Origin of the sequence: Roseburia porci (assembly GCF_009695765.1) — a bacterium.
In the GTDB taxonomy this organism is placed as follows: Bacteria; Bacillota; Clostridia; order Lachnospirales; family Lachnospiraceae; genus Roseburia; species Roseburia porci.
This window is the reverse complement of the sequence record NZ_VUNI01000002.1, coordinates 193,038-218,674: the sequence shown is the minus strand read 5'-3', so window position 1 is coordinate 218,674 and position 25,637 is coordinate 193,038. Positions and strand designations below refer to the sequence as shown.

38 protein-coding genes are annotated in these 25,637 nt (G+C 41.0%); 5 read left to right on the top strand and 33 right to left on the bottom strand.

What is annotated here, in order from left to right; translation table 11 throughout:
* The first annotated feature begins 217 nt into the window (after positions 1-217).
* The 4 genes from murC to FYJ75_RS02460 all read left to right on the top strand — a co-directional run bounded on the left by murC (position 218) and on the right by FYJ75_RS02460 (position 5,273).
* A complete protein-coding gene (murC, locus tag FYJ75_RS02475) occupies positions 218-1,597 on the top strand; it encodes a UDP-N-acetylmuramate--L-alanine ligase (protein ID WP_154428480.1) in 1,380 nt (459 codons plus the stop codon).
* Between the two features lie 337 nt (positions 1,598-1,934).
* On the top strand, positions 1,935-3,026 hold the full coding sequence (locus tag FYJ75_RS02470; protein WP_154428478.1) for a DnaD domain protein: 1,092 nt from the start codon (positions 1,935-1,937) through the stop codon (positions 3,024-3,026).
* A 39-nt stretch (positions 3,027-3,065) separates the two neighbouring features.
* Positions 3,066-4,046 carry an ATP-binding protein gene (locus FYJ75_RS02465; protein WP_154428476.1) on the top strand — a complete coding sequence of 327 codons (981 nt, stop codon included), beginning with the start codon at positions 3,066-3,068 and terminating at the stop codon, positions 4,044-4,046.
* 42 nt (positions 4,047-4,088) lie between these two features.
* A complete protein-coding gene (locus tag FYJ75_RS02460; RefSeq protein WP_154428474.1) occupies positions 4,089-5,273 on the top strand; it encodes a ribose-phosphate pyrophosphokinase in 1,185 nt (394 codons plus the stop codon).
* A 93-nt stretch (positions 5,274-5,366) separates the two neighbouring features.
* Here FYJ75_RS02460 and FYJ75_RS02455 read toward each other — a convergent pair whose 3' ends face one another.
* The 31 genes from FYJ75_RS02455 to rpsJ form a co-directional block, all read right to left on the bottom strand.
* Complete coding sequence (locus FYJ75_RS02455) at positions 5,367-5,903, bottom strand: bL17 family ribosomal protein (RefSeq protein ID WP_154428472.1); 537 nt, start codon at positions 5,901-5,903, stop codon at positions 5,367-5,369.
* A 177-nt stretch (positions 5,904-6,080) separates the two neighbouring features.
* Entirely contained in the window at positions 6,081-7,040 is a 960-nt protein-coding gene (locus tag FYJ75_RS02450; protein WP_328596836.1) for a DNA-directed RNA polymerase subunit alpha, read from the bottom strand.
* 172 nt (positions 7,041-7,212) lie between these two features.
* The gene (gene rpsD / locus FYJ75_RS02445; protein ID WP_154428470.1) at positions 7,213-7,806 is read right to left on the bottom strand and encodes a 30S ribosomal protein S4; all 594 of its coding nucleotides are present in this window, start codon (positions 7,804-7,806) and stop codon (positions 7,213-7,215) included.
* 19 nt (positions 7,807-7,825) lie between these two features.
* The gene (gene rpsK, locus FYJ75_RS02440) at positions 7,826-8,221 is read right to left on the bottom strand and encodes a 30S ribosomal protein S11 (protein WP_154428468.1); all 396 of its coding nucleotides are present in this window, start codon (positions 8,219-8,221) and stop codon (positions 7,826-7,828) included.
* Positions 8,222-8,294: 73 nt separating this feature from the next.
* Complete coding sequence (rpsM, locus tag FYJ75_RS02435) at positions 8,295-8,663, bottom strand: 30S ribosomal protein S13 (RefSeq protein WP_154428466.1); 369 nt, start codon at positions 8,661-8,663, stop codon at positions 8,295-8,297.
* A gap of 291 nt (positions 8,664-8,954) precedes the next feature.
* The gene (gene rpmJ, locus FYJ75_RS02430; RefSeq protein WP_003022746.1) at positions 8,955-9,068 is read right to left on the bottom strand and encodes a 50S ribosomal protein L36; all 114 of its coding nucleotides are present in this window, start codon (positions 9,066-9,068) and stop codon (positions 8,955-8,957) included.
* Positions 9,069-9,190: 122 nt separating this feature from the next.
* Positions 9,191-9,409 carry a translation initiation factor IF-1 gene (gene infA, locus FYJ75_RS02425; RefSeq protein ID WP_012741348.1) on the bottom strand — a complete coding sequence of 73 codons (219 nt, stop codon included), beginning with the start codon at positions 9,407-9,409 and terminating at the stop codon, positions 9,191-9,193.
* Between the two features lie 47 nt (positions 9,410-9,456).
* A complete protein-coding gene (gene map / locus FYJ75_RS02420; RefSeq protein ID WP_154428464.1) occupies positions 9,457-10,245 on the bottom strand; it encodes a type I methionyl aminopeptidase in 789 nt (262 codons plus the stop codon).
* 2 nt (positions 10,246-10,247) lie between these two features.
* Positions 10,248-10,892, bottom strand: a complete 645-nt coding sequence (locus FYJ75_RS02415) for an adenylate kinase (RefSeq protein WP_154428462.1) — start codon at positions 10,890-10,892, stop codon at positions 10,248-10,250.
* Between the two features lie 64 nt (positions 10,893-10,956).
* Positions 10,957-12,273, bottom strand: coding sequence for a preprotein translocase subunit SecY (gene secY, locus FYJ75_RS02410; RefSeq protein ID WP_154428460.1), 1,317 nt, complete (start codon positions 12,271-12,273; stop codon positions 10,957-10,959).
* Positions 12,273-12,713, bottom strand: a complete 441-nt coding sequence (rplO, locus tag FYJ75_RS02405; RefSeq protein ID WP_154428458.1) for a 50S ribosomal protein L15 — start codon at positions 12,711-12,713, stop codon at positions 12,273-12,275. Before rplO ends, secY begins: the two co-directional genes overlap by 1 nt.
* A gap of 24 nt (positions 12,714-12,737) precedes the next feature.
* Positions 12,738-12,923: a 50S ribosomal protein L30 gene (gene rpmD / locus FYJ75_RS02400; RefSeq protein ID WP_022749225.1), complete on the bottom strand. Its 186-nt coding sequence runs from the start codon at positions 12,921-12,923 to the stop codon at positions 12,738-12,740.
* A 14-nt stretch (positions 12,924-12,937) separates the two neighbouring features.
* Entirely contained in the window at positions 12,938-13,447 is a 510-nt protein-coding gene (gene rpsE / locus FYJ75_RS02395) for a 30S ribosomal protein S5 (RefSeq protein ID WP_154428456.1), read from the bottom strand.
* A gap of 69 nt (positions 13,448-13,516) precedes the next feature.
* The gene (rplR, locus tag FYJ75_RS02390; RefSeq protein WP_154428454.1) at positions 13,517-13,885 is read right to left on the bottom strand and encodes a 50S ribosomal protein L18; all 369 of its coding nucleotides are present in this window, start codon (positions 13,883-13,885) and stop codon (positions 13,517-13,519) included.
* A 19-nt stretch (positions 13,886-13,904) separates the two neighbouring features.
* Positions 13,905-14,444, bottom strand: a complete 540-nt coding sequence (gene rplF / locus FYJ75_RS02385; RefSeq protein ID WP_154428452.1) for a 50S ribosomal protein L6 — start codon at positions 14,442-14,444, stop codon at positions 13,905-13,907.
* Positions 14,445-14,478: 34 nt separating this feature from the next.
* Positions 14,479-14,880: a 30S ribosomal protein S8 gene (rpsH, locus tag FYJ75_RS02380; protein ID WP_154428450.1), complete on the bottom strand. Its 402-nt coding sequence runs from the start codon at positions 14,878-14,880 to the stop codon at positions 14,479-14,481.
* A 103-nt stretch (positions 14,881-14,983) separates the two neighbouring features.
* Entirely contained in the window at positions 14,984-15,169 is a 186-nt protein-coding gene (locus FYJ75_RS02375; protein WP_154428448.1) for a type Z 30S ribosomal protein S14, read from the bottom strand.
* A gap of 16 nt (positions 15,170-15,185) precedes the next feature.
* Positions 15,186-15,725 carry a 50S ribosomal protein L5 gene (rplE, locus tag FYJ75_RS02370; protein ID WP_154428446.1) on the bottom strand — a complete coding sequence of 180 codons (540 nt, stop codon included), beginning with the start codon at positions 15,723-15,725 and terminating at the stop codon, positions 15,186-15,188.
* A gap of 22 nt (positions 15,726-15,747) precedes the next feature.
* Complete coding sequence (gene rplX / locus FYJ75_RS02365) at positions 15,748-16,059, bottom strand: 50S ribosomal protein L24 (protein ID WP_154428445.1); 312 nt, start codon at positions 16,057-16,059, stop codon at positions 15,748-15,750.
* 11 nt (positions 16,060-16,070) lie between these two features.
* Complete coding sequence (gene rplN, locus FYJ75_RS02360; protein ID WP_014080983.1) at positions 16,071-16,439, bottom strand: 50S ribosomal protein L14; 369 nt, start codon at positions 16,437-16,439, stop codon at positions 16,071-16,073.
* An 18-nt stretch (positions 16,440-16,457) separates the two neighbouring features.
* A complete protein-coding gene (gene rpsQ, locus FYJ75_RS02355; protein ID WP_328596831.1) occupies positions 16,458-16,712 on the bottom strand; it encodes a 30S ribosomal protein S17 in 255 nt (84 codons plus the stop codon).
* A 32-nt stretch (positions 16,713-16,744) separates the two neighbouring features.
* On the bottom strand, positions 16,745-16,954 hold the full coding sequence (gene rpmC, locus FYJ75_RS02350) for a 50S ribosomal protein L29 (RefSeq protein WP_154428443.1): 210 nt from the start codon (positions 16,952-16,954) through the stop codon (positions 16,745-16,747).
* Positions 16,944-17,381 (bottom strand): 50S ribosomal protein L16, encoded by a 438-nt coding sequence (gene rplP, locus FYJ75_RS02345; protein ID WP_154428441.1) that lies wholly within the window; start codon positions 17,379-17,381, stop codon positions 16,944-16,946. Before rplP ends, rpmC begins: the two co-directional genes overlap by 11 nt.
* 2 nt (positions 17,382-17,383) lie before the next feature.
* Positions 17,384-18,040: a 30S ribosomal protein S3 gene (gene rpsC, locus FYJ75_RS02340; RefSeq protein WP_154428439.1), complete on the bottom strand. Its 657-nt coding sequence runs from the start codon at positions 18,038-18,040 to the stop codon at positions 17,384-17,386.
* Positions 18,041-18,051: 11 nt separating this feature from the next.
* On the bottom strand, positions 18,052-18,438 hold the full coding sequence (rplV, locus tag FYJ75_RS02335; protein ID WP_154428437.1) for a 50S ribosomal protein L22: 387 nt from the start codon (positions 18,436-18,438) through the stop codon (positions 18,052-18,054).
* A 28-nt stretch (positions 18,439-18,466) separates the two neighbouring features.
* The gene (gene rpsS / locus FYJ75_RS02330) at positions 18,467-18,748 is read right to left on the bottom strand and encodes a 30S ribosomal protein S19 (protein WP_154428435.1); all 282 of its coding nucleotides are present in this window, start codon (positions 18,746-18,748) and stop codon (positions 18,467-18,469) included.
* 16 nt (positions 18,749-18,764) lie between these two features.
* Positions 18,765-19,607: a 50S ribosomal protein L2 gene (gene rplB, locus FYJ75_RS02325; RefSeq protein ID WP_154428433.1), complete on the bottom strand. Its 843-nt coding sequence runs from the start codon at positions 19,605-19,607 to the stop codon at positions 18,765-18,767.
* Positions 19,608-19,734: 127 nt separating this feature from the next.
* Positions 19,735-20,034 (bottom strand): 50S ribosomal protein L23, encoded by a 300-nt coding sequence (gene rplW / locus FYJ75_RS02320; protein ID WP_154428431.1) that lies wholly within the window; start codon positions 20,032-20,034, stop codon positions 19,735-19,737.
* Entirely contained in the window at positions 20,034-20,654 is a 621-nt protein-coding gene (gene rplD, locus FYJ75_RS02315; RefSeq protein ID WP_154428429.1) for a 50S ribosomal protein L4, read from the bottom strand. The genes rplW and rplD overlap by 1 nt, the downstream gene beginning before the upstream one ends.
* Before the next feature lie 31 nt (positions 20,655-20,685).
* Complete coding sequence (gene rplC / locus FYJ75_RS02310) at positions 20,686-21,369, bottom strand: 50S ribosomal protein L3 (protein WP_154428427.1); 684 nt, start codon at positions 21,367-21,369, stop codon at positions 20,686-20,688.
* Positions 21,370-21,524: 155 nt separating this feature from the next.
* Complete coding sequence (gene rpsJ / locus FYJ75_RS02305) at positions 21,525-21,842, bottom strand: 30S ribosomal protein S10 (RefSeq protein ID WP_154428425.1); 318 nt, start codon at positions 21,840-21,842, stop codon at positions 21,525-21,527.
* A gap of 352 nt (positions 21,843-22,194) precedes the next feature.
* Between rpsJ and FYJ75_RS02300 the strand changes: the two genes are divergently transcribed.
* Positions 22,195-23,052, top strand: a complete 858-nt coding sequence (locus FYJ75_RS02300) for a class I SAM-dependent methyltransferase (RefSeq protein ID WP_154428423.1) — start codon at positions 22,195-22,197, stop codon at positions 23,050-23,052.
* Positions 23,053-23,274: 222 nt separating this feature from the next.
* Here the strand turns inward: FYJ75_RS02300 and FYJ75_RS02295 are convergent, their stop codons facing one another.
* Both FYJ75_RS02295 and trpS read right to left on the bottom strand, forming a co-directional pair.
* A complete protein-coding gene (locus FYJ75_RS02295) occupies positions 23,275-24,216 on the bottom strand; it encodes a magnesium transporter CorA family protein (RefSeq protein ID WP_154428421.1) in 942 nt (313 codons plus the stop codon).
* Positions 24,217-24,231: 15 nt separating this feature from the next.
* Positions 24,232-25,323, bottom strand: coding sequence for a tryptophan--tRNA ligase (trpS, locus tag FYJ75_RS02290; RefSeq protein ID WP_154428419.1), 1,092 nt, complete (start codon positions 25,321-25,323; stop codon positions 24,232-24,234).
* Between the last annotated feature and the right edge of the window lie 314 nt (positions 25,324-25,637).

Below are 25,637 nucleotides of genomic sequence, written 5' to 3'. Positions count from 1 at the left end.
CATATTGCCTTTTTAGTAACAACATTTTTCACAATATTTATTTTCATTTTTGTTTTTTTTCGTCAGATTACACAATTTTTACACTATTTTACATCTTTTGCGAAAATTCGATATGCTTCGCAGAAGAAACGCGGTAGTTTGTCTTTGCAAAATATGTGAATATGGTTATAATAATAAAGAACTTTTAATCCATTATATATAATAGGTAGGTAGTTTTATGTATAAATTAAACTTTAATCAGCCGGTTCATGTTCATTTTATCGGAATCGGCGGAATCAGCATGAGTGGTCTTGCTGAGATTCTTCATGAAGAGAACTTTACAATTTCCGGATCCGATGCCCATGAGTCCGATCTGACCAGAAATTTAGAAGCCAAAGGCATTCAGATCTTCTACGGTCAGAAAGCGAAAAACATCATTCCGGGAATTGATCTTGTCGTATACACAGCAGCAATCCGTGAAGATAATCCGGAATTTGTTGCCGCAAAAGAGAAAAATATTCCAATGCTCACCCGTGCAGAGCTGCTTGGCCAGATCATGGATAACTATGAACGCTCCATCGCAGTTGCCGGAACACATGGAAAAACGACCACCACTTCCATGATCAGCACGATCCTGTTAGAGGCAAAGGCAGATCCAACCATCAGTGTCGGAGGTATTCTCCAGTCCATCCACGGTAATCTGCGTGTCGGCAATTCGGAAGTTTTCATCACCGAAGCATGCGAGTACACCAACAGTTTTTTGAACTTCCGTCCAAGATACAGCATTATCTTAAATATAGAAGCAGAACATCTGGATTTCTTCAAAGATCTTGATGACATCCGCCATTCATTCCGTGAATATGCATCCAATACACTTGCAGAGGGCGCAACGATCATAAACGGAGATATTCCGGATTATCAGGCAATCGTGGAAGGTCTTCCACAGGAGATCATCACCTACGGTCTTACTGATTCATCCGATTATTACCCTGCCAATGTCCAGTTCAACGACAAGGCATGCGCTTCCTTTACCGTTATGCACAAAGGTGAAAAAGTCATGGACGTCAGCCTGAATGTTCCTGGTATGCATAATGTATCCAATGCACTTGCCGCCGTTGCTTTATCTGTGGATATGAAGCTTCCACTTGAAGCAGTCCGCCTCGGACTTGATAAATTTGGTGGCGCAGACCGTCGTTTCCAGTATAAAGGAACCGTCGACGGCATCACGATCATTGATGATTATGCACATCATCCAACCGAGATCCGTGCAACTTTAACAGCAGCCAAGAATTATCCACATAAGCGTCTTGTTCTGGTATTCCAGCCACATACTTACTCCAGGACCAAAGCATTTCTCAATGATTTTGCAGATGTGCTCTCCATGGCTGACATGGTTGTCCTTGCTGATATTTATGCAGCACGTGAGAAAAACACATTCGGAATCAGTTCCAAAGATATTCTTGCAAAGCTGAAAGAAAAGGGAACGGATGCACATTATTTCCCTTCTTTTGAAGAAATTGAGAAATTTTTACTGGAAAATTGTACCGACGGAGATTTGTTGATAACTATGGGCGCCGGAAACGTAGTAGAAATCGGCGAAAACCTGCTTGGAAAATAGTTTTTCCACCTTATCCACACAACAGACTGGATATCTTCCATCTGCTGTGTGGATTTTTTTTCATTAATCACCAGCTTATCCACGTTATAAAAACATTGGTTTTATTGCCAGATTTCCGCATTTTTCATGCGTTTCAGAGGTTTTCCACGTAGTTATCCACATTATCAACATTTTTGTTCACATCTTTTATCCAAAATATGAACACTCTATCCATTCGCTTTCGACCCGTTTGTGAATACTTACCATCTTCACTTTAAAATGTGATTGTGCTATAATGCCTACAGAATCCGGCTCGAACATGGTATTTTCATGTCGGGCCAATGAAAGAGGTAATAACATGGCAGCCATTCAATTACACAGTGATTGTCCAGATGCAATGACAAGTGTTTCCAATTATTTTATCGATCATTACATGCCGGAAGCCAATGGCGAATTTGTAAAAGTATACATATATCTGCTCCGCTGCATGGCATCTTCTTCCAAAACGGTGTCTGTGTCTGCAATTGCAGATCTTTTTGAACATACCGAAAAAGATGTTGTCCGTGCCTTAAAATACTGGGAGAAAGTTGGTCTTCTCAAGCTTGAATATGCCGATGACGCCTCGATTCTCGGTATTTATTTTCTTACAGTAAGACCGGAGACTTTGGATGCGACAGCTCCGATTCCGACCACGACGGTCCAGAAGGAAGCGGCACCAAAGGAGACTTCCACCGTCTCACAGAAGAGTGCTTCCAAAGCCCCTTCTAAAAAAGAGTATACGCTTGATGAGATCAAAGCATTCCAAAAAGATGAAGATATTTCAGAACTCTTTTTTATCGTGGAGACCTATCTGAAGCACCCACTGAATCCAACCGATATCAACACGATCCTTTACTGGCATGAGTCCCTGCATTTTTCTACAGAGCTGATCGTTTACCTTGTGGAATACTGTATCAGCAAGGGACACTCGAGCATCCGTTATATGGAAAAGGTTGCTCTTGGCTGGTGCAGCCAGAACATCACAACCGTGGAACAGGCAAAAGCCAATTCTGCCGCACACAGCCAGGTCTACTACGGTGTCATGAAGGCTCTCGGAATTTCCGGCCGGAATCTTGTGGAATCCGAGACAGTTCTGATCACCAAATGGACCAGGGAATTCGGATACGATATGGAACTCATCCAGGAGGCCTGCAAACGCACGATCACCGCAACGCATCAGCCGAGCTTTGAATATACCGATTCCATTCTCACAAGCTGGCATAAGAATCGTGTACATACGTTAAAAGACGTTGCAAGACTGGATTCCAGCTACAATCGCAATAAAAAGGCCGCAGCAGCTTCCAATACTTCAGCTCCGGCTTCCAAAAATAAATTCAACAATTTTAATCAGCGGGAGTACGATTACGACCAGCTGGAAAAAATGCTATTAACCACTTCAGTCCATGAATAATTTCCGGGCTGAATCACATGATATACCGGAGGAACACTCATGCCTTTAACAAATGCACAATATGATGAGATCATCCGCAGCTATGATGCAATCCAGCTGAAGAACTCCAGACGCCGCCAGGAGCGGTTAAAAGAGGTCTATGCGAAGGCTCCACGCCTGAAGGAACTGGACGACTCTATCGCATCCTGCTCGGTCGCACAGGCACATAAATATCTTGACGGACAGACTCAGGCACTGACAGAGCTGAAAGTCCAGCTTGCCAACATCCGTCAGGAACGCCAGGCTTTAATCCGCGGTCTTGGATATTCCACAGATTACCTTGCACCGATTTATGATTGTCCGGACTGTAAAGATACCGGTTTTATTAACGGCAAACGCTGTCACTGTTTTAAACAGGCAATGATCAACGTTGTCTATGCCCAGTCTAACATCCGACAGATACTGGAAAAAGAGAATTTTGACACCTTTTCCTATGAATATTATTCCGATGATGATGTCAATCCGGCGACCGGGCTGTCATCCCTTGCCACTGCCAAACACGCAGTTATGGAATGTCGGAAATTCATCGACCAGTTTGATAAGAAACCAAAGAATCTGTTCTTCTATGGTGACACCGGAGTCGGCAAAACTTTCCTCTCCAACTGTGTCGCAAAAGAGCTGTTAGATGCAGGTTATTCTGTTATCTACTTTACAGCCTTTCAATTATTTGATATATTAAGCAAAGGTGTGTTTGAAAAAGATTCCGATGCAATCGCTGCACACCAGAATATCTTTGATTGTGATCTTCTGATCATCGACGATCTTGGTACGGAGCTTTCCAATTCGTTTACCACATCACAATTATTCTTATGCATTAATGAGCGTATACTTCGCCAGAAATCGACGATTATATCGACCAATCTTAATATGAACCAGATGGTGGATATCTATTCCGAAAGGACTTTGTCCCGGATTTCCAGCAATTACACAATACTGAAGCTTTTCGGCGACGATATTCGTATCAAACGCCGTATGCGATAAATAAATAATAACCAATCAATGTTTTTATGGAGGAGTCATCAAATGCCAAAAGATGAAAAATTTTTAGAAACTATTCCACAGGGAATTCTCGCCCTCATTCCTACAGAAAGCTGTATCGAAATGGGTGAAAAGGTAGACCACTATCTTGCAAAGTGGAGAGGCAGAAGAGAACACGATCACCTCAACGATATCGCGTTTAAAGATTACGCAAAGGACAGCTATATCATCAAACCTTATACCCCAAGATTTGGTTCCGGTGAAGCAAAATGTGTGATCAACCACTCTGTTCGTGGTTACGATGTCTACATCATGGTCGATGTTACAAACTACAGCCTTACCTATTCTTTATGTGGACACACCAACCATATGTCACCAGACGATCATTATCAGGATCTGAAACGTGTCATTGCAGCTATCGGTGGAAAAGCAAGAAGAATCACTGTTATCCTTCCATTCCTTTATGAGAGCCGTCAGCACAAACGTACCTCCCGTGAGTCCTTAGACTGTGCTTTAGCTCTTCAGGAACTGATCGCAATGGGTGTTGATAACATTATCACATTCGATGCACATGACCCACGTGTACAGAACGCAATTCCTCTGAAAGGATTCGACACAGTACAGCCTGCATACCAGTTCATCAAAGGTATCTTAAAGAATGTAAAAGATATCAAGATCGATGCTGATCACTTAATGATCATCAGCCCGGATGAAGGCGCAACCGGTCGTGCAATTTATATGGCAAACGTATTAGGCGTTGATATGGGTATGTTCTATAAACGCCGTGATTATAGTACAATTATTGATGGACGTAACCCAATCGTTGCCCATGAGTTCTTAGGTGACTCTGTAGAAGGCAAGGATGTTATGATCATCGACGATATGATCTCCTCTGGCGAAAGCATGATTGACACTGCAAAAGAGCTGAAAAAACGTAAAGCAAAGAGAATCTTTGTTGTATCTACGTTCGGCCTTTTCACAAACGGACTTGAGAAATTTGACAAAGCTTACGAAGAAGGTCTTATTTACCGTGTTGTTACTACAAACCTTACTTATCAGACACCGGATCTTCTTTCAAGAGAATACTACATCAGCTGTGATATGAGTAAATATATCGCCTTCATCATCGATAACTTAAATCATGATGCTTCTATCAGCGAGCTCTTAAACCCATATGACAGAATCAAAAAACTCGTTAACGAATATAACGAGGAGCAAAAACAGGCATAATAAAACAAAAGAACCGGTTCACAAATCCATCGATCTGTGAACCGGTTCTTTTTATTATATCATGCATTCGCACAATACTGCGACAGCGGATAATTAAACTAACTCAAGAACTACTTCTAAAGCTCCGTCACCTTTACGCTGACCGATCTTTACGATTCTTGTGTAACCACCGTTACGTCCTGCATACTTAGGAGCGATCTCATCAAATAATTTAGCTGTAAGATCAACTTCTTTTGTATTCTTTTTCTTTCCAGATGCAGTAGTTGGAACTTCTTTTACAGTGTAGAGAACTTTCAGCATCTCTCTTCTTGCATGAAGACGTGAAGGTTTATCTTTCTTGATTGTCTTCTCAACTTCATCGTATACTGTAACTTTTTTTCCATCAACAACTTCTTTTACTCTCTTGCCATCTTTGTCCTTGCGGGCAACTTTAGCTTTTACAGTAACTTCTTCGAAGTTGTCTTTTTCTCTTACTGCAGAAGCGATAAGACCTTCAGCGATCTTACGAACTTCTTTTGCTTTTGCTTCTGTTGTAACGATCTTACCGTTAGCGATAAGTGCTGTTACCTGACCTCTTAATAATGCTTTTCTCTGGCTTGAGGTTCTGCTTAATTTGCGATACTTTGCCATTTTAATATCCTCCATTTGTGGAACATCCGGCCACGCTCTTTGGTCTTACTTACCGAATGTGTAATCTTGTTGTGGCAGCATTGCTGCCAGGTGCCACTCATGAGTTAGACATAGGCCACGCTCTTCGGTCTTACTGGTTCTGCCTATATGAGTTATAAAAAAGGGTTAGGCGATTGATTAGTCTTCACCCTGATTTAACTGTAATCCTAATTCTTTTAACTTCGCTAATACTTCTTCTAAAGATTTGCGTCCAAGGTTACGAACCTTCATCATATCTTCAGGTGTTCTGTTTGTAAGTTCCTCAACAGTGTTGATTCCTGCTCTCTTTAAGCAGTTGTAAGAACGTACAGACAGTTCAAGCTCATCGATGTTCATCTCAAGAACTTTCTCTTTTGCATCGTTCTCTTTCTCGATCATTACTTCTGCCTGCTGTGCAGCATCAGATAAGTCGATGAAGAGGTTCAGATGCTCGCTCAGAACTTTTGCTGCAAGTGATACAGCCTCGTCTGGCTCTAATGTTCCGTTGGTATATACATCTAATGTGAGCTTATCGTAGTCAGTGATCTGACCAACACGGGTATTCTCAATTGTTAAATTTACACGCTCTACCGGAGTATAGATAGAATCAACAGCGATCACACCGATTGGAGTATCCTCTGTCTTATTCTTATCAGCGCTTACATATCCTCTTCCTTTTGTGATTGTAAGCTCCATGTATAACTTGCTTTCAGCTCCGCCATTTAAGTGAGCAATTACTAAATCCGGGTTCATGATCTCGATATCGGAGTCAACCTGAATATCAGCTGCTGTAACAACGCCTTCCCCTTCGAATTCAATATAAGCAACTTTTGGTTCATTAGTAGAGCTATTATTTCTAATAGCAAGACATTTGATGTTCATGATGATCTCAGTAACATCTTCCTTAACTCCTGGAATAGAACTGAATTCATGTAAAACACCATCAATCTTAACCTGGCTTACAGCTGCTCCTGGTAATGAAGAAAGCATGATTCTTCTTAAAGAATTACCAAGTGTTGTACCATATCCTCTTTCCAAAGGTTCTACAACAAATCTGCCGTATTTTTTGTCTTCTGAAATTTCAGCGATTTCAATTTTTGGTTTTTCAAAATCGAACACTACAAAGTCCCTCCTTCTCGGGTATCGTTGCTAGTTTTTAAGTCATACTGCTTCCTCCGGTACTATTTTCCCGGAAAAATCATATATCTCTATAGATAGCCGGAAGCAGATTATGGTGCAAGCACCCAATCCGCTTCTGACAAAAGTTCTAATCCGCTTAATAACGGCTATATTATTTAGAGTATAACTCGACGATAAGCATTTCATCAACTGGAACGTCGATCTGCTCACGTGTTGGTAATTCTTTTACAGTTCCCTGTAATTTCTCAGCGTCAACATCTAACCATTCTGGTACGATTCTTCCGCCTGCAACTTCAACGATATCTTTCATACGCTGGATGCCTTTTTTGCTCTCTTTGATTTCGATTACGTCTCCAGCTTTTACTAAGTAAGAAGGAATGTTAACAACTTTTCCGTTTACTGTAACGAATTTATGGTCAACAACCTGTCTAGCTTCTTTTCTTGTACGAGCAAATCCAAGACGGAATACTACGTTATCCAGTCTGGACTCAAGAATTGTCATTAAGTTTGTACCAGTCATGCCTTTCATCTGGTCAGCTTTCTCATAGTAGTTATGGAAAGGTTTCTCTAATACACCATAGATGAATTTTGCTTTCTGTTTCTCTCTTAACTGAAGGCCATACTCAGAAACCTTCTTGTTTGCTCTCTGTAAATTTCTTTTGGATTTCTTATCATATCCTAAATAACTTGGTTCTAATCCAAGGGATCTGCATCTTTTCAGTACAGGTACTTTATTAACTGCCATCTTAATCTATACCTCCTAATTAAACTCTTCTGCGTTTTGGTGGACGACATCCATTGTGAGGTACTGGAGTTACGTCTTTGATGGAAGTAACTTCAAGACCACAAGCGGAAAGAGCTCTGATAGCGGCTTCTCTACCAGATCCTGGTCCTTTAACCATAACGTCAACTGTTTTTAAGCCATGAATTAAAGCTGCCTTTGTAGCTGTCTCAGCTGCCATCTGTGCAGCATATGGAGTAGATTTCTTTGAACCTCTAAATCCAAGACCACCAGCACTTGCCCATGATAAAGCATTACCCTCAGTATCAGTAATAGTTACGATTGTATTATTAAAAGATGACTGAATATGTGCCTGTCCGCGTTCAACGTTTTTCTTTACACGCTTTTTAGTTGTTTTCTTTGCAACGTTCTTAGCCATATCTAAACTAACCTACTTTCTTATTATTCAAAATGTTACGTTACTATATAAGGAATACCTCTGTATTCACCGATTATTTTTTCTTATTAGCAACAGTTCTCTTAGGACCTTTTCTTGTTCTTGCGTTGGTCTTTGTTTTCTGACCACGAACTGGAAGTCCTTTTCTATGACGGATTCCACGATAGCATCCGATTTCCTGAAGTCTCTTAATATTAAGAGCGATCTCTCTTCTTAAATCACCTTCTACAGTCTGTGTCTCATCGATGACTGCGCTGATTCTCTTTACTTCTTCGTCAGTTAAATCTCTAACACGAGTGTTAGGATCTACGTTAGCTGCTTCAAGGATACGATTAGAACTTACTCTTCCGATTCCGTAAATGTAAGTTAAACCGATCTCAACACGTTTTTCTCTTGGTAAATCTACACCTGCAATACGAGCCATGTGTGTTTACACCTCCATAAAATTTTCCTGATTATTATAGTAACGATATATCTGCAACCATATATCTCATCCGAAAAATACCCGCATACAGCTACGGTTGCACGCCCTGAAATGTGTGCATACGAATACTTTTACCATATTGTTCAATTCATCGCCTAAAGGCAGTCTTCGCATATTTCGGATCTACCACTCGGTATTATAGTAAATCCCCAGCTTATGCTGCTGTTTTATTATGAAACAGCACAATGGTATTGCGCTGCAGCCGCACATAATAAATAATTTGGAAGCCGATTAACCCTGTCTCTGTTTATGCTTAGGATTCTCGCAGATAATTCTGATGCTTCCTTTTCTTTTAATGACTTTGCATTTTTCGCAAATAGGTTTAACTGATGATCTTACCTTCACAGCAAATCCTCCTTTCTCTCTAAAAGCCCCAATTTAACGGCTTTTATAAGCTTTCATGGGTACTTTCCAAAAGTGTCCGTATAACATTATACACATCGGGCACCTGGAAGTCAATCACTTTTTTATTTGTCACGCCAGATAATTCTGCCCTTTGTCAGATCATATGGTGACATTTCAATTGTTACTTTATCTCCCGGTAAAATACGAATGAAGTTCATTCTTAATTTACCACTGATGGTTGCTAAAATCTGATGTCCATTCTCAAGTTCTACTTTAAAGAATGCATTTGGTAATTTTTCAACTACAACACCTTCTACTTCAATTACGTCTGCTTTTGACATATCTTAATTCCTCCTAATGAATTCCCTTCCGGGATCTATATTATCTGTTAAAAGAGATCCAGAAAACCTGCCGCTTTCTCGTCCTCTGTCAATGAAAGGATCTCAGGCCTGCCTTCTGTGATCAGGATCGTATTCTCATAATGTGCGGATAAGGACATATCCTCTGTCACAACGGTCCACTCATCATCCATCCATACAACTTCCGGTGTTCCCATGTTGATCATCGGCTCTACCGCAAGTGTCATTCCCGGGCGAAGTTTGATGCCTCTCCGGAACTGTTTGAAATTCGGGATCTCCGGATCTTCGTGGAGATGTGTTCCGATTCCATGTCCAACCAGGTCTCTTACGACTCCGTAGCCAAAGCTTTCTGCGTAGGTTCCGATCGCAGCTCCGATGTCATGAAGATGTTTTCCGGCAACTGCCTTTTTCATTCCTTCGAAAAAGCTCTGTCTCGTCCGGTCGATCAGATCCTGTGCTTCTTTACTGATCTCACCGACTGCAACTGTCCGCGCTGCGTCTGAATGATATCCTTTGTAGATGACTCCCGCATCCAGGCTCACGATATCGCCTTCCTGCAGGATCTTATCCTTACGTGGGATTCCGTGCACCACTTCTTCGTTTACCGAAACACAGATTGATGCAGGATAGCCACAGTAATTTTTAAAAGAAGGAATGCATTCATAGCTTCGAATCATTTCCTCACCAAGTCTGTCTACGTCAAGCGTAGACATTCCCGGCTTTATTTCTTTTCCCAGATCCTGATGTACTCTGGCAAGAATTCTTCCCGCCTCGCGCATCAGTTCGATTTCTCTGGCAGACTTAATCGTTACAGACATAATTATTCACCTAAAATTGTAACGATATCAGCGAATACTTTATCCATTGGCTGTGTACCGTCAACTGATTTTAAAATGTTCTGCTTCTTATAGTAATCGATAAGAGGCTGTGTCTGATCATGATATACAGATAAACGTTTCTGAACAGTTTCTGGCTTGTCATCATCTCTTAATACGGTCTTGCTGCCACAGGCATCACATACACCTTCTACTTTGGTAGGATTGAATACGATGTGGTATGTTGCGCCGCAGTTTAAGCATGCACGTCTTCCGCCCATACGTTTTACAATGTTCTCATCCGGAACATCAACGTCGATTGCATAATCCATTGTCTGGTTGATCTTTGCAAGTGCTGCATCCAGTGCTTCTGCCTGAGGAATTGTTCTTGGGAATCCGTCTAATACGAATCCGTTTGCACAGTCGTCCTGCTGGATACGATCCATAACGAGATCACAGGTAAGCTCATCTGGTACTAAAGCGCCCTGATCCATATATGTTTTTGCTTTCTTGCCTAATTCTGTTCCGTTTTTAATGTTTGCACGGAAAATATCTCCTGTTGAAATATGTGGAATCTGATATTTTGCTGCAATCTGTTTTGCCTGTGTTCCTTTTCCTGCTCCTGGAGCGCCTAACATGATAATTTTCATTTTCAATCTCCTATGTTTATTGCACGAATGGAGATACGGCAATGCCAGTATCTCCAAAGTACAATTAGTCGTTTAAGAATCCTTTATAGTAACGTACTAACATCTGTGATTCAATCTGTTTTACTGTCTCAATTACAACTCCAACGATAATGATGATGGATGTTCCACCGAAGGAAACGTTCGCACCAAATACACCATTAAAGAAGATCGGGACAAATGCAACAAACGCTAATGCCACAGCACCTATAAAGACAACATAATTTAATATTTGATTTAAGTAATCACTGGTTGGTTTACCTGGTCTGATACCCGGGATAAATCCACCAGAACGTTTCATATTATTTGCAACTTCAAGCGGATTGAATGTAATCTGTGTATAGAAGTATGCAAATGCAATGATGAGTATGATATATACGACTAAGCCAATGCTGTAGATCATATTGTCCGGATCACACCAGTTTGACTGGGATAATCCTTTTAATACCTTACTCCAAAATCCTGTTCCCTGTCCTTTACCAAGAATAGAAGCGATGATAACAGGAGTCTGCATCAATGACTGTGCAAAGATGACAGGAACAACACCACCGGTATTTACCTTTAAAGGAATATTGGTCTGCTGTCCACCAACCTGTTTTCTTCCCTGAATCTTCTTGGAATACTGTACAGGAATTCTTCTCTCAGCGCCCTGAAGTAACACTACGAATAATACCATTGCAACAATGATTGCAATAATAACAAGTGCTGCTACAGTTCCCTGTGGGATGCTTTTGCCCGAAATGAACTGATTCCAAAGGGAAAGCAGATCTTCCGGCATACGGGAAATGATATTGATTACCAATACGATAGAAATACCGTTTCCCACGCCCTTTTCCGTAATACGTTCACCAATCCACATCAATACAGCAGAGCCTGCAGTAAGTGATGTCACGATCATGATAATTGTAAGTGGGCTCTTATCTGTCAAGTATCCGCTTCTGTAAAATCCAATTGCCATCGCAATTGACTCAATGAGACCAAGTGCGATTGTTAAGTAACGGGTAATCTCAACAATTTTCTTTCTTCCTTCTTCGCCGTCACGTTGCATTTCCTCTAACTTCGGAATTGCAATCGTAAGCAGCTGCATGATGATGGAAGATGTAATATACGGTGTGATATTCAACGCAAACACTGACATGTTTAAGAATGAACCACCTGTAACTGCATCGAAGAAACTTAATCCGTCTGCTGTCTGGTTCTTGAACCATTCCGAGAATACCTTGCCGTCAACACCAGGAATAGGAAGCTGACTTCCTATTCTGATGACAATTAACATTAAAAATGTAAAGATGATCCGGTTACGGATATCTTTAATTTTAAATGCATTACGGACTGTTTCGAGCATTAGATCACCTCTGCTTTTCCACCAAGAGCTTCGATTTTTTCTTTAGCGCTTGCACTGAATGCATTTGCCTGAACTGTAAGCTTCTTAGTAAGTTCGCCATTTCCAAGAATCTTAACGCCATCTCTAACGTTCTTTACGATTCCTGCTTCTACTAATGTCTCAACAGATACTACTGCGTCATTATCGAATCTTTCTAATACAGAAAGGTTAATACCAACGATTTCCTTAGAGTTTCTGCATTTGAAACCTCTCTTAGGTAATCTTCTGTATAATGGCATCTGTCCACCTTCGAAACCTGGTCTAGGTGCTCCAGAACGAGCTTTCTGACCTTTGTGGCCCTTACCAGCAGTCTTACCGTTTCCTGAACCGTGTCCACGGCCTCTTCTGAAATTATCACTCTGAACTGATCCTTCAGCTGCTTTTAAACTAGATAAATCCATTACGGCACCTCCTTGTCTTTTTAATTATGCTTCTTCTACTTTTACATATGGTGCAACTTTACGAAGCGCGCCCTGTGTAGCTGCGTTATCTGGTAACTCAACTGTTTTGTTTAATTTTGTTAATCCCAGAGCTTCGATTGTTTTCTTGTTCTTAGGAACTGCACCAATTGTTGACTTAATAAGTGTAACTTTTACTTTCTTATCTGCCATCTTTCAATTCCTCCTTAACCCAAGATTTCTTCTACAGATTTACCGCGAAGTTTAGCAACCTCTTCTGGGGATCTTAACTGTTTTAAAGCGTCGATTGTAGCAAGTACAACGTTCTGCTTATTGTTAGATCCTAAAGATTTTGTACGGATATTTGAGATACCAGCGATCTCGCATACGGAACGAGCTGGACCACCAGCGATAATACCAGTACCTTCAGGAGACTTCTTTAATAATACGGAAGCACCTGTGTGTTTTCCAGTTACATCATGTGTAATAGAGTTATTCTCGTCTAATTTAACACTGATCATGCTCTTGATTGCGTCTTCTTTTCCTTTACGGATAGCTTCTGGAATCTCAGCTGCTTTACCAAGACCAGCGCCTACATGACCATTCTTGTCACCTACAACAACGAGAGCTGTGAAACGCATGTTTCGTCCACCTTTAACAACTTTTGTTACACGTTTGATGTCAACAACCTGGTCAACTAATTCTAATTGACTAGCATCAATGATTTCACGTTTCATGTTTGTTTCCTCCTAAAATTTTAACTCTTCCAGGGATTGCCCATGGAAGCAGGAGTTCATAGGGGACTCCTAGAACTCTAAGCCAGCTTCTCTTGCTGCTTCAGCTAATGCTTTTACCTTGCCCTGATATATAAAGCCACCTCTATCGAAGACAACAGTTGTAATACCTTTATCTAATGCTTTCTTTGCAATAACAGTACCAAGATGTGCTGCTGCATCAACGTTATTAGTCTTTTCTACTTCTGCCTTAACATCTTTGTCAAGAGTAGATGCAGAAACAAGGGTATTTCCAACTGTATCATCAATAATCTGAGCATACATATGGTTATTGCTTCTGAATACAGCTAAGCGAGGACGCTGTGCTGTACCTGCAAGATGATTACGCATTCTTCTATGTTTCTTTTCACGAACTTCAGTTCTTGATTTCTTACTAACCATTTCTTGTCCACTCCTTTAATTATTTTTTACCAGTCTTACCAACTTTACGTCTAATAACTTCATCAGCATATTTGATACCTTTTCCTTTGTAAGGTTCAGGTCTTCTCTTATCTCTGATTTCAGCTGCGTATTGGCCAACTTTTTCTTTATCGATACCTTTGATAATAATCTTATTATCCTGAACTTCTGACTCAAGACCTTCTGGATCTTCCATTTCTACCGGATGAGAATATCCTAAGTTTAATGTAAGTTTCTTTCCAGCCTTAGAAGCTCTGTAACCTACACCATTCACTTCAAGTGTTTTTGTATAACCTTCTGTTACACCAACTACCATGTTGTGAATTAATGTTCTTGTTAATCCATGTAAGGATTTCATTTTTTTCAAATCGTTAGGTCTTGTAACTACTACTTCTTCACCTTCTAATTTGATGTCCATCTCTGATGGAAGGGTTCTCTCAAGAGTTCCCTTAGGACCTTTTACAGTCACATGATTATTTTCTGCAATGTCAACAGTTACACCTGCTGGGATTGCGATTGGCATTCTTCCTATACGTGACATGCCCGTACCTCCTGTATTTTATAATGGTTAATTGTTACCAAACAAATGCTAATACTTCGCCACCAACCTGAAGCTTTCTAGCTTCTTTATCAGTAATGATTCCCTGGTTTGTAGAAAGAATAGCAATTCCTAATCCACCAAGTACTGAAGGGATTTCATCTTTACCAGCGTATACACGAAGACCTGGTTTAGAGATTCTCTTAATACCTGTGATGATTTTCTCGTTTTTATCTGCGCCATATTTTAAAGTAACGCGGATAGATTTGAAGTTACCGTCTTCAACGATCTCATATTTCTCGATGAATCCTTCGTTAACAAGGATATCAGCGATAGCAACTTTGATTTTAGAAGATGGGATATCTACTGTATCATGTTTAGCAGTGTTTGCATTACGAATTCTTGTAAGCATATCTGCGATTGGATCACTTGTTACCATGATGTATATTTCCTCCTTTGATCTGTTTATACATAACTTATATGGGGGAGTCTGGGTCAAGCTCCGCCTGTATCAGGCGCGCTTTCACCATATCGCTCTCGGCCTACCAAGAAGCTTTCTTAACTCCTGGGATCTGGCCTTTGTATGCTAATTCACGGAAACATACTCTGCAGATTCCGTATTTTCTTAAAACTGAATGTGGACGACCACAAATTCTGCAACGTGTATATTCTCTAGTAGAGAATTTAGCTGGACGCTGCTGTTTAACTTTCATAGATGTTTTAGCCATTAAAATTCCCTCCTAATTATTTAGCGAATGGCATATTGAACAGAGTCAATAATTCACGTGCTTCTTCGTCAGTTTTTGCTGTTGTAACAAAGATTACATCCATACCTCTTACTTTGTCTACTTTATCGTATTCAATTTCAGGGAAGATGATCTGCTCTTTGATTCCAAGTGCATAGTTACCGCGGCCATCAAATGCGTTAGGGTTAACACCTCTGAAGTCACGTACACGTGGTAATGCTAAGTTGATCAAACGATCAGCGAACTCATACATTTTCTCGCCACGTAATGTTACTTTACATCCGATTGGCATGTTCTCTCTGATTTTGAAGTTTGCGATAGCGTTTTTAGCCTTAGTTGTTACAGCTTTCTGACCTGTGATTGCTTCCATGTCTTTTACAGCTGCTTCAAGGATCTTAGCGTTCTCCTTAGCTTCTCCAACACCCATGTTTACTACGATCTTGTCAAGCTTTGGAACTTCCATTACATTTTTATATCCGAACTTTTTGATCATTGCGTCTTTGATCTCATTATCGTACTGCTCTTTAAGTCTACTCAACTCTCTGTCCTCCTCTCTTCAATTAATCGATAACGTCGCCTGTTGATTTTGCGTAACGTACTTTCTTATCTCCATCCATTTTGAAACCTACACGAGTAGCTGTTCCTTTGTGAAGATACATAACGTTAGATGCATCAATAGGTCCTTCCTGATGAAGGATTCCGCCCTGCTGGTTAGCCATGCTTGGTTTTGCATGTTTTGTAACCATGTTTACGCCTTCAACAAGAAGTGTATTGTTTTTTCTGTTTACAGCAATAACTTTGCCTTCTTTGTCTTTATCTTTTCCAGCGATTACTTTAACCATATCGCCTTTTTTGATCTTCATACTTGCCATCTTCGTTCCTCCTATAATACTTCTGGAGCCAGAGATACAATCTTCATAAACTGTTTCTCACGAAGCTCACGAGCTACTGGTCCAAAGATACGAGTTCCTCTTGGAGTTTTGTCGTCTTTAATAATAACTGCAGCGTTCTCATCGAATTTAATATAAGAACCGTCTTTACGACGTGCACCTTTTACTGAACGAACAACTACGGCTTTTACTACGTCACCTTTTTTAACAACACCGCCTGGTGTTGCATCTTTAACAGTAGCAACGATCACATCGCCGATGTTCGCATATCTTCTGGTAGATCCACCCATTACGCGGATAACAAGTAACTCTTTTGCGCCAGTGTTATCTGCGACTTTGAGTCTGCTTTCCTGCTGTACCATGCTTGTAGCCTCCTTTAATTATTTTGCTCTTTCCATGATTTCTACAAGTCTCCATCTCTTATCCTTAGATAATGGTCTTGTTTCCATAACTCTGACGGTATCACCGATCTTTGCATCGTTGTTCTCGTCATGAGCTTTTAATTTATATGTCTTTTTAACGATCTTGTTGTAAAGTGGATGTCTTACGTTGTCTCTTACTGCTACAACGATTGTTTTATCCATTTTATCGCTTACAACAACACCTACACGTGTTTTTCTAAGATTTCTTTCCACGGTCGAAGTCTCCTTTCTGATAGGATATTGGATTACTCAGCAACTTTCGCTTTTTCGGTGATAACAGTCTGAATTCTAGCGATGTTTTTTCTAACTTCCTTAATTCTGCTTGTGTTATCTAACTGATTTGTTGCGTTCTGGAATCTTAAATTGAAAAGTTCTTTTTTAGCGTTAACTAATTCTGTCTGTAAATCAGCTACAGACTGTGATTTTAATTCTTCTAAATATGCACTAGTTTTCATTTGATTCACCGCCTTCTAAATCTGCACGAGAAACTACTTTACATTTGCAAGGTAATTTATGTGTAGCAAGACGTAATGCTTCTCTGGCTACGTCTTCCGGTACACCGGAGATTTCAAATAATACTCTACCTGGTTTCACAACAGCTACCCAATATTCCAGGGCGCCCTTTCCTTTACCCATACGAACTCCCATAGGTTTATGAGTTACAGGTTTCTCTGGGAAAATTTTAATCCAAACTTTACCACCACGTTTGATATATCTTGTCATAGCAACACGGGCTGCTTCGATCTGGTTAGCTTTAATCCAGCATGGCTCTAATGATACGATACCATATTCACCATAAGTAAGTTTATTTCCTCTTAAAGCTTTTCCAGCCATAGAACCGCGGAACTGTTTACGATGTTTTACTCTCTTTGGCATTAACATAATTACTGAGCTCCTCCTTCCTTATTGGCCTTTGTAGGAAGTACTTCGCCTTTGTAGATCCAAACCTTAACACCAACTTTACCGTAGGTTGTATCTGCTTCTGCGAATCCATAATCAATATCTGCTCTTAATGTCTGAAGTGGAATAGTTCCATCAGAGTAGAACTCTGTACGAGCCATATCTGCTCCACCAAGACGTCCGGAACAAGAAGTTTTAATACCCTTGCATCCAGCTTTCATTGCACGACCCATGCAAGACTTCATTGCACGACGGAAAGAAACACGGTTCTCTAACTGTAATGCGATGTTCTCAGCTACTAACTGAGCGTCTTTGTCTGGTCTTTTTACTTCTTTGATATCTACTACTAACTTCTTGTCTGTAAGTTTCTGAACTTCTGCTTTAACCTTCTCGATTTCAGCTCCGCCCTTACCAATTACAACACCTGGTTTAGCAGTGTAGATGATAACTTTTACACGGTCAGATGCTCTTTCGATCTCGATCTTAGAAACACCAGCAGCGTATAATTTTTTCTTTAAAAATGTTCTGATATTGTAATCTTCAACTAAGTAATCAGCGAAATCAGCATCAGCATACCATTTAGAATCCCAATCTTTGATAACACCGACTCTTAAGCCATGAGGATTGACTTTCTGTCCCATGAATTGCCCTCCTATCTTTCATCAAGCACGATTGTAATGTGGCTCATTCTCTTTTCGATTCTGTAAGCTCTACCCTGTGCTCTAGGTTTGATTCTCTTCATTGTTGGTCCCTTGTTAGCGTAGCACTCTGCTACTACAAGGTTCTCTGCTTTCATACCATTGTTGTTTTCAGCATTGGCGATCGCTGATTTTAATAATTTCTCAATTACGCTTGAAGCGTATCTTGGGTTGTATGTTACGATTGCAAGTGCAGTCTCAACATCTTTACCACGGATTGCATCTAATACGAAGCAAGCCTTCTGAACAGACATTCTAGCAAAAGATAACTTTGCTGAAGGTCTTGTATCTTTAACTTCATTTCTCTCTCTTTTAATCTGGGATCTATGTCCTTTTGCCATGGATGAAACCTCCTTTCAATAAAAAATCTTATCTAACGCCTGATTTCTTCTCGTCTTTTCCATGTCCTTTGAAAGTTCTGGTTGCAACGAACTCTCCGAGTTTGTGTCCAACCATGTCTTCAGTAACATATACTGGAACATGTTTTCTACCGTCATGAACAGCGATTGTATGTCCAACGAAAGATGGGAAAATAGTAGAACGACGTGACCATGTCTTAATTACAGACTTGTCACCGGAAGCGTTCATAGCGTCTACTTTTTTCAGTAAGCTTTCATCAGCAAATGGTCCTTTTTTAAGTGAACGTGCCATTAATTTAACCTCCTAATTATTTTAACGCTCTACCGTCTCTTCTTCTTACGATGAGCTTGTTAGATTGTTTGTTCTTCTTTCTGGTCTTTAAGCCAAGAGCAGGTTTGCCCCATGGAGTACATGGACCTGGACGTCCGATTGGAGCGCGGCCTTCTCCACCACCGTGTGGATGGTCATTCGGGTTCATTACGGAACCACGAACTGTTGGGCGAACACCCATGTGACGTTTACGTCCGGCTTTACCAAGGTTTACGAGGTTATGGTCACCGTTTCCGATAACACCGATTGTAGCTCTACATCCGATAGGAACTAATCTCATTTCTCCTGAAGGAAGACGAAGTGTTGCGTATTTTCCTTCTTTTGCCATTAACTGAGCACTTAATCCAGCAGAACGAACTAACTGTCCTCCCTTACCTGGAAGTAACTCGATGTTGTGGATCTGAGTACCAACTGGAATGTTTTCAAGTGGTAAGCAGTTTCCTACTCTTACTTCTGCTTCTGGTCCGTTCATGACTTTCATGCCATCTGTAAGACCCTGAGGAGCAAGGATATATGCTTTCTCACCATCTGCGTAGCAGATCAGCGCGATGTTTGCTGTTCTGTTTGGATCGTATTCGATTCCGATTACAGTAGCTGGAATTCCATCTTTTCTTCTCTTGAAGTCGATGATTCTGTATTTTCTTCTGTTTCCACCACCGTGGTGTCTAACTGTGATTTTACCCTGATTGTTACGACCAGCGTTCTTCTTTAAAGAAGTTGTAAGGGATTTCTCAGGAGTTGTTTTTGTAATCTCAGAGAAATCAGAGCCAGTCATATTTCTTCTGGAAGGTGTATATGGGTTATATGTCTTAATTCCCATTGTTTTTCTCCTTTCAACGTTTTCATTATCGCGTCTTTACTGACGCATATGCGCGATAAGCAGAGTGTTGTGACTGTTTAAATGCAATCAGCAAGCTCGCTTCCGAGGTGCTCTGCTTATTTTATAATTATAAGCCTGCGAAGATCTCGATATCTTTGCTGTCAGCTGTTAACTGAACGATAGCTTTCTTTGTCTTAGCAGTTTTGCCAACTTTCATTCCACGTCTCTTGTTCTTTCCGTCAGAGTTCATTGTGTTAACTTTGGCAACTTTTGTTCCTTCGAACATTCTTTCAACTGCTTCTTTGATCATTGTTTTGTTTGCTTCTGGATGAACTAAGAATGTGTATTTTTTCTCAGCCATAGCTGCCATACTCTTCTCAGTTACTACAGGTTTGAGGATTACATCATAATACTGTACGTTTGCCATTATGCATACACCTCCTCGATTGTTGCAACAGCAGCTTTTGTAGCTACTACTGTGTCATATTTTAATACATCAAATACGTTAAGCTCATTTGTCTGAGTTGTCTTAACTGTTGGGATGTTCGATGCAGATGCGATTACGTTTGTATCCATCTCGTTTAATACAACTAAAGCTTTGTTTGCTTTTAAGTTGTTCATAACCTCAACAAATTTCTTTGTTTTGATCTCATCCATCTTTAACTCGTCTACTACAACGAATTTGCTCTCTGCCACTTTAGAAGTTAAAACAGATTTTAATGCTGCTCTCTTTTCTTTCTTGTTCAGTTTGAAAGAGTAATCTCTTGGTACTGGAGCGAATACCATTCCACCACCAGTCCACTGTGGAGCTCTTGTAGATCCCTGTCTTGCATGACCGGTTCCTTTCTGTCTCCATGGTTTTCTTCCGCCACCGCGAACTTCAGAACGTGTTTTTGCTTTCTGAGTTCCCTGACGATTATTTGCAAGCTGCTGAAGTACAGCCATATGAACTAAGTGTTCGTTTACTTCTACACCGAAGATTGCGTCGCTTAATTCGATAGTGTCTACTTCTTTGCCTTCCATATTATAAACAGCTACTTTAGCCATCGTAAAGTTCCTCCTTTCTTATTCAGCGCTATTAGCGAGCTACCTTGCATGTTTCTTTTACTGTGATAAGAGCTTTCTTTGCTCCTGGAACAGCACCTTTAACAAGCAGTAAGTTGTTCTCAGCGTCAACTCTTACAACTTCAAGATTCTGAGTTGTAACTTTTACGCTACCCATATGTCCAGGCATTCCTTTTCCTTTGAATACGCGGCTTGGTGAAGAACATGCACCGTTGGAACCCTGATGACGATGGAATTTAGAACCATGAGCCATAGGTCCTCTGTGCTGGCCTAATCTCTTAATAGCACCCTGGAAACCTTTACCTTTAGAAATTGCAGTAGCGTCAATTTTGTCGCCTTCTGCAAAGATGTCAGCTTTGATTTCATCTGCTAATTTGTACTCATCAGCGTTCTCGAATTTGAATTCTCTTACAAATCTCTTTCCGGATACACCAGCTTTTGCAAAGTGTCCCATCTCAGCTTTGTTAACGCCATGTCTGTTTCTGATTTCTTTTTTGCCGTTAGCATCTTTGTTAACAACTTTTTCTTTCTTGTCAACAAATCCAACCTGTACTGCACTGTATCCGTCGTTCTCAACTGTTTTGATCTGAGTAACAACACATGGACCAGCCTGAAGAACAGTTACTGGAACTAAAACGCCATCAGCGTTGAAGATTTGAGTCATTCCGACTTTTGTTGCTAAAATTGCTTTCTTCATTTCTTTACCTCCTGTTTTCTACAGCGGAACGCTTCATGCCCGACCCTGCGGTCAGAGTAGCGGAACCGTTCATCCTAGAGCAGTCATATAACATGTATATAAACCATTCGGGGATATTCATTTCATTACCTTAATAATAAGGATTGGTGAAAGATTTATTTCTCTTTCATTTTGATATCAATGTAAACACCAGCTGGCATCTCTAAACGAGATAATGCGTCAACAGTTTTCTGTGTTGGTGCAATGATATCGATAAGTCTCTTATGAGTTCTCTGCTCGAACTGTTCACGGGAATCTTTGTACTTGTGAGTAGCTCTTAAGATAGTAACAACTTCCTTCTTAGTTGGAAGTGGCACCGGTCCGCTCACCTGTGATCCGTTCTTCTTTACAGTCTCGATGATCTTCTTAGCTGAACCATCAACTAATTCATGATCATAAGCTTTCAATGTGATTCTCATTACTTGACTTGCCATAAAAAAAGTCGCCTCCTTTTCGCACTTTAATTTCAGTACGACAAGCGGTGACTGTACACATCTCCGTGTGTGTCATAAAAACTCTCACACGTTGTTTCTACTCTATGGTAGACCTTGTTGTTTGTACAGTGACTTGCCGTCAGTTTCCTAACTTGACATTCGCTCCACGGAAAACCTGCCATGTGGGCAGCAACCTCACGCTTCATAGCTATCATGCCACAGCAAGACATAGTATACACTAGTGTGTCCTGGATTGCAAGTACTTTTTTTATTTTTTTCAAAATGCTCTTGGTTTTCTAACAGATACCTATTATAATAGAAGAAACACATTTAAGAAAGGATCTATCAATTTATGTTTTTAGCAGATGGTTGGAAAGATTATGAAGTTATAGACTGCTCCAAAGGTGAGAAATTAGAGCGTTGGGGAAAATACTTACTGGTTCGCCCGGACCCTCAGGTAATCTGGGATACCCCAAAGAAGGAAAAAGGATGGAAGCACATGAACGGACACTATCACCGCAGTGCAAAAGGCGGCGGCGAATGGGAGTTCTTTGATCTGCCAAAGCAGTGGACCATCCACTATCAATCACTTACTTTTAATCTGAAGCCATTCAGTTTCAAGCACACCGGACTTTTCCCGGAGCAGGCAGCCAACTGGGACTGGTTCTCCGCTAAGATCCGCAAAGCAGGACGCCCAATCAAAGTCCTGAATCTTTTTGCATACACTGGTGGTGCAACACTTGCCGCCGCAGCTGCTGGCGCTCATGTCACACACGTGGATGCTTCCAAAGGTATGGTGACCTGGGCAAAAGAGAACGCCGTTTCTTCAGGTCTTAAGGATGCTCCGATCCGCTGGATCGTAGATGACTGTGTAAAATTTGTTGAGCGTGAGATCCGCCGCGGTAACCATTATGATGCGATCATCATGGACCCGCCTTCCTATGGACGCGGTCCAAAGGGTGAGATCTGGAAGATCGAGGATTGTATCTACCCTCTGGTTCAGCTTTGTGTAAAGCTGCTTTCTGATGATCCGTTATTCTTCCTGATCAACTCTTATACGACCGGCCTTCAGCCTGCTGTTTTATCTTACATGATGAATACCGAGCTGAAAAAGTTCCACGGAACTATCACCGCAGATGAGATCGGACTTCCAGTCTCCTCCAATGGACTTGTTCTTCCATGCGGGGCAAGTGGACGTTTCGAACGGTAAAAATCAAAATATCCATAAAACACATAAATATTTTCGGAAACTCAGAAGAACCTATGCAGTGAAATAAGCAGGTATTCTGCCACGGCTGGTACTTAGGCGGTGTTCTTTAGCGCCTTATGTACCATTGCCAGTGGCAACATAGCGAAAGCGTACCTGCGTTTTCATGCATAGGTTCTTTAAGTTCATTGTAAAGTATCATGTGTTTTATGGATATTTTTGATTTTACAGCATCTTCTTCTTCCTGAGGATGAAAAGAATGATGAGGCAGACGATCAGAATGAGCACACATATAATAAGGAAGCCGTGTGGTGTTTTGGCAAATGGCATCCATTCTGCGGCCACGTTCATTCCATATATTCCGGATATGATGGTCGGAATCGCCATAACAAGCGTGATCGATGTCAAATACTTCATGACGTTATTCAACCGGTTATCAATAACCGAAGACATCAGTTCTCTTGTTCCGTTTATGATGTCTCGGTAAATGCTTGTCATCTCGATTGCCTGTTTGTTCTCGACAATTACATCTCCAAGAAGTTCCTTATCTTCCGGATACTGCTCAAGTCTCTTGTATCTGGTCAGCCGGTCAAGCACCACCCCATTCGCACGAAGTGATGTTGCAAAATATACGAGTGTGGATTCCAGTTCATGAAGTGCGATCAGATCCACATCCTCGGTGTCCTCTCCGACACGTTCCTCAATCTCAGTACGCTTCTTGTCAATGACACGCAGATCACTCTGATACAGAGCAGAGATGCGATACAGGATCTGGTATACAAAACGCAGCTTTTTCTTTGTGGAAAATTCCTTTACGCGGTTATTTAAAAATGCCTGAAGCACCGGCGTATCCTCTGTACAGACCGTTACAATCTCATCCTGAGTTAAAATAATACCCAGAGGAATTGTTGTATAAGATTCTTTGTCATGGCGTATTTCGATCGTTGGAATATCGACCAGAATCAAAGTATAACCATCCTGCATCTCAATACGGGAACTCTCTTCCTCATCGAGAGCCGCCAGAACATCTTCGATATCGACATTCAGCTTTTCTGCGATTTCCTGTCCTTCCGCGACCGTTGGATTGATCATCTGTACCCAGACTCCATTATTCACCCATACTTCTTCATGGATCAGGCGATCATCTGTTTTCCAATATTTTACCATGACTGGCCTCCTTGTTTACCGGATGTCGGAGTACTTTTCAGCCTGTGCCCGAATGAGCTCCTCATCCTCAAAGTAATTGATTTTCATTGCACGTTTTACTTCGGATAATGTCTGTGCTGCAACTTCACGTGCTGCATCACTGCCTTTTTTCAAAATGTCATAAACTGTCGGAATATCCTTCTCATATTCCGCTCTTTTTGCACGGATCGGTGCAAGTTCTTCCTGGATGACATTGTTCAGGAATTTTTTAATCTTTACATCACCAAGTCCGCCGCGTTTGTAATGGTCTTTTAACTCATCCAGACAACTGTACTCCGGCAGATATTCTTCAAAATGTGCCTTTGTGCTGAATGCATCCAGATAGGTAAAGACCGTATTGCCCTCAATATGTCCCGGATCTGACACCTGAATGTGGGTAGGATCGGTATACATACTCATAATCTTTGTCTTAACGTCTTTCTCTGTGTCCGCAAGATAAATACAGTTGCCGAGTGACTTGCTCATTTTCTGTTTTCCATCAATACCAGGAAGACGCAGACATGCCTCGTTATCTGGCAGAAGCACCTCCGGCTCTACCAGAACTTCATCATAAATCGAGTTAAACTTACGAACGATCTCTCTTGTCTGCTCGATCATCGGAAGCTGGTCTTCGCCGACCGGAACCGTTGTTGCCTTAAACGCTGTAATATCAGCAGCCTGACTGATCGGATAGTTGAAAAATCCAACCGGAATGCTGGCTTCAAAATTACGCATCTTAATCTCGGATTTTACCGTAGGGTTTCTCTGTAAACGGGATACCGTAACAAGATTTGAGTAAAAGAACGTAAGCTCTGTCAGCTCAGATACCTGAGACTGAATAAATAATGTGGATTTTGCAGGATCAAGTCCGCAGGAAAGATAATCCAGTGCAACCTCAATAATATTCTGTCTTATTTTCTCCGGATTATCGAAGTTGTCTGTGAGTGCCTGTGCATCCGCGATCATAATAAAAATCTTATCAAATTCCCCTGAATTCTGCAGTTCTACTCTTCTCCGTAAAGAACCAACATAATGGCCAACATGAAGTCTTCCAGTTGGTCTGTCCCCTGTTAAAATAATTTTGTCCATGTAATTTTCCTCCTGTTATATGTATGTGAGGAAATTCGGTGAGATCATGCAGGAGTTCTTAAAAATCTCCTTTACATAAAAAGCCCTTATCCGCAAAGGGATAAGAGCTTACTCTATCAGCCACCTAAGTTTATCACATACTATCATATGCTCTCGAAATAACGGTTCGAATCCGTCAGCGCCTACTGATCTGTAACGTTCGGGCTGCCCTCATGAGTCCATTCCATATATCTTACGGTACCGCATTCCCAGCATCTGCAGTTCTCTGTGACTTTCCAATATATTTACTACTCTCAATCATCGGTTTCCACTCT

Bases quoted from the DNA above. Each gene is read 5' to 3' on its own strand.
- murC (WP_154428480.1), top strand. From the start codon at position 218: ATGTATAAATTAAACTTTAATCAGCCGGTTCATGTTCATTTTATCGGA.
- FYJ75_RS02470 (WP_154428478.1), top strand. From the start codon at position 1,935: ATGGCAGCCATTCAATTACACAGTGATTGTCCAGATGCAATGACAAGT.
- FYJ75_RS02465 (WP_154428476.1), top strand. From the start codon at position 3,066: ATGCCTTTAACAAATGCACAATATGATGAGATCATCCGCAGCTATGAT.
- FYJ75_RS02460 (WP_154428474.1), top strand. From the start codon at position 4,089: ATGCCAAAAGATGAAAAATTTTTAGAAACTATTCCACAGGGAATTCTC.
- FYJ75_RS02455 (WP_154428472.1), bottom strand. From the start codon at position 5,903: ATGGCAAAGTATCGCAAATTAAGCAGAACCTCAAGCCAGAGAAAAGCA.
- rpsD (WP_154428470.1), bottom strand. From the start codon at position 7,806: ATGGCAGTTAATAAAGTACCTGTACTGAAAAGATGCAGATCCCTTGGA.
- rpsK (WP_154428468.1), bottom strand. From the start codon at position 8,221: ATGGCTAAGAACGTTGCAAAGAAAACAACTAAAAAGCGTGTAAAGAAA.
- rpsM (WP_154428466.1), bottom strand. From the start codon at position 8,663: ATGGCTCGTATTGCAGGTGTAGATTTACCAAGAGAAAAACGTGTTGAG.
- infA (WP_012741348.1), bottom strand. From the start codon at position 9,409: ATGTCAAAAGCAGACGTAATTGAAGTAGAAGGTGTTGTAGTTGAAAAA.
- map (WP_154428464.1), bottom strand. From the start codon at position 10,245: ATGTCTGTAACGATTAAGTCTGCCAGAGAAATCGAACTGATGCGCGAG.
- FYJ75_RS02415 (WP_154428462.1), bottom strand. From the start codon at position 10,892: ATGAAAATTATCATGTTAGGCGCTCCAGGAGCAGGAAAAGGAACACAG.
- secY (WP_154428460.1), bottom strand. From the start codon at position 12,273: ATGCTCGAAACAGTCCGTAATGCATTTAAAATTAAAGATATCCGTAAC.
- rplO (WP_154428458.1), bottom strand. From the start codon at position 12,713: ATGGATTTATCTAGTTTAAAAGCAGCTGAAGGATCAGTTCAGAGTGAT.
- rpmD (WP_022749225.1), bottom strand. From the start codon at position 12,923: ATGGCAGATAAGAAAGTAAAAGTTACACTTATTAAGTCAACAATTGGT.
- rpsE (WP_154428456.1), bottom strand. From the start codon at position 13,447: ATGAAACGTGAAATCATTGATGCTAGTCAATTAGAATTAGTTGACCAG.
- rplR (WP_154428454.1), bottom strand. From the start codon at position 13,885: ATGGTTAGTAAGAAATCAAGAACTGAAGTTCGTGAAAAGAAACATAGA.
- rplF (WP_154428452.1), bottom strand. From the start codon at position 14,444: ATGTCACGTATAGGAAGAATGCCAATCGCAATCCCAGCAGGTGTAACT.
- rpsH (WP_154428450.1), bottom strand. From the start codon at position 14,880: ATGGTAACAAGTGATCCAATCGCAGATATGCTTACAAGAATTCGTAAT.
- FYJ75_RS02375 (WP_154428448.1), bottom strand. From the start codon at position 15,169: ATGGCTAAAACATCTATGAAAGTTAAACAGCAGCGTCCAGCTAAATTC.
- rplX (WP_154428445.1), bottom strand. From the start codon at position 16,059: ATGGCAAGTATGAAGATCAAAAAAGGCGATATGGTTAAAGTAATCGCT.
- rplN (WP_014080983.1), bottom strand. From the start codon at position 16,439: ATGGTACAGCAGGAAAGCAGACTCAAAGTCGCAGATAACACTGGCGCA.
- rpmC (WP_154428443.1), bottom strand. From the start codon at position 16,954: ATGAAAACTAGTGCATATTTAGAAGAATTAAAATCACAGTCTGTAGCT.
- rplP (WP_154428441.1), bottom strand. From the start codon at position 17,381: ATGTTAATGCCAAAGAGAGTAAAACATCGTAAACAGTTCCGCGGTTCT.
- rpsC (WP_154428439.1), bottom strand. From the start codon at position 18,040: ATGGGACAGAAAGTCAATCCTCATGGCTTAAGAGTCGGTGTTATCAAA.
- rplV (WP_154428437.1), bottom strand. From the start codon at position 18,438: ATGGCAAAAGGACATAGATCCCAGATTAAAAGAGAGAGAAATGAAGTT.
- rpsS (WP_154428435.1), bottom strand. From the start codon at position 18,748: ATGGCACGTTCACTTAAAAAAGGACCATTTGCTGATGAAAGCTTACTG.
- rplB (WP_154428433.1), bottom strand. From the start codon at position 19,607: ATGGGAATTAAGACATATAACCCATATACACCTTCCAGAAGAAATATG.
- rplW (WP_154428431.1), bottom strand. From the start codon at position 20,034: ATGGCAAACGTACAGTATTATGATGTAATCCTCAAACCTGTAGTAACT.
- rplD (WP_154428429.1), bottom strand. From the start codon at position 20,654: ATGGCTAAAGTAGCTGTTTATAATATGGAAGGCAAAGAAGTAGACACT.
- rplC (WP_154428427.1), bottom strand. From the start codon at position 21,369: ATGAAGAAAGCAATTTTAGCAACAAAAGTCGGAATGACTCAAATCTTC.
- rpsJ (WP_154428425.1), bottom strand. From the start codon at position 21,842: ATGGCAAGTCAAGTAATGAGAATCACATTGAAAGCTTATGATCATGAA.
- FYJ75_RS02300 (WP_154428423.1), top strand. From the start codon at position 22,195: ATGTTTTTAGCAGATGGTTGGAAAGATTATGAAGTTATAGACTGCTCC.
- FYJ75_RS02295 (WP_154428421.1), bottom strand. From the start codon at position 24,216: ATGGTAAAATATTGGAAAACAGATGATCGCCTGATCCATGAAGAAGTA.
- trpS (WP_154428419.1), bottom strand. From the start codon at position 25,323: ATGGACAAAATTATTTTAACAGGGGACAGACCAACTGGAAGACTTCAT.